Genomic DNA, 993 nt, shown 5'->3' with positions numbered 1-993 from the left:
GCGAAGATGTCGAACACGCCATCGCGGCTGCCTTTGTCTGTCGGGTTGTGCAGCCAGGGCGCGACGATGGGGAGCGCCTTGCCACTTGCTGCTGACGCCTGAAGGGCAGACAACTGCTCGGAGACGGCGCTGCCCACGCTGCCGGAAATGGCAATGCAGCGGGGGTCCGCCACAGCGGCGTTCCATGCACTCTTTACCGCAGCACTTGACCCATCGGTTTCCACCACCGCATGCTGGACCTTCTGGCCGCGCAGGCCTCCCTTGATGTTAAGGGTCTGCCACGCCGCCTTGGACCCGGCGACGAAGTCCCGGCTCACGTCCTGCTGCTGGGGCGACATGTCGACCACCTGGGTGACAACCAAGGTATCAGGCTCAGCTGCCCTGGCTACTCCACTCCAGCCCGACAATGAAGCGCCGACGCTTGCCACGCCGTACCCCACCCATTTTCTCCGACCCGAATCGACTTCCACAGAACCCCCCTCGCCATCGGTTGTTGAGCCGGCTGCACCTTCCCGTCGGGAGGTGTGGGTGCATTGTGGAAATAATTTGTTGCAATTAGGTGACCTCGGGATTACCCCATTTTTGATTGTTTTGTCATCACTTCGTCGCAATTGAGCCGGGCTTTTATTTGCGGGCAATGAACATGCGCCAGGTGAGTTCGCCGGCATGCAGTGCTGTGTTTCGCATCCCGGATGATTGCATCGACCCAAAACGCTATCCGCTCTTCATGGCCAGAGCCGTCCTGCAAGAGTTGATCGAGTCCCTGCAATCCACCGAGGGAGTGAAGCCATGTTGATTGCCCTGCACAAGAACGCCCGCACCACGCCTGCCGTGCGCGCCGAAATCGCGGCCAGCAACGAGACAGCCAGTGTCCTGGCCCAGCGCTTTGGCATCACCGAGCAGACCGTTTGCAAGTGGAAGAAGCGCGATGTCTTTGGGGACCGCTCGCACACGGCCCATCATCTGCAGACCGTGCTCACGCCTGCGCAAGAA

General features: G+C 60.7%; 2 pseudogenes. One reads left to right on the top strand and one right to left on the bottom strand.

Annotation, left to right across the window (positions count from 1 at the left end):
• A pseudogene (locus QYL93_RS31845) lies at window positions 1-362 on the bottom strand (twin-arginine translocation pathway signal protein); the annotation flags it as partial.
• A gap of 427 nt (window positions 363-789) precedes the next feature.
• Here QYL93_RS31845 and QYL93_RS31840 point away from each other — a divergent pair.
• Window positions 790-993, top strand: a pseudogene (locus tag QYL93_RS31840) (IS481 family transposase); the annotation flags it as partial.

This window comes from Acidovorax sp. A1169 (genome assembly GCF_030704685.1).
Lineage (GTDB): Bacteria > Pseudomonadota > Gammaproteobacteria > Burkholderiales > Burkholderiaceae_C > Acidovorax.
The sequence above is the reverse complement of the archived record's forward strand: the minus strand, read 5'-3'. Positions and strand labels throughout refer to the sequence as shown.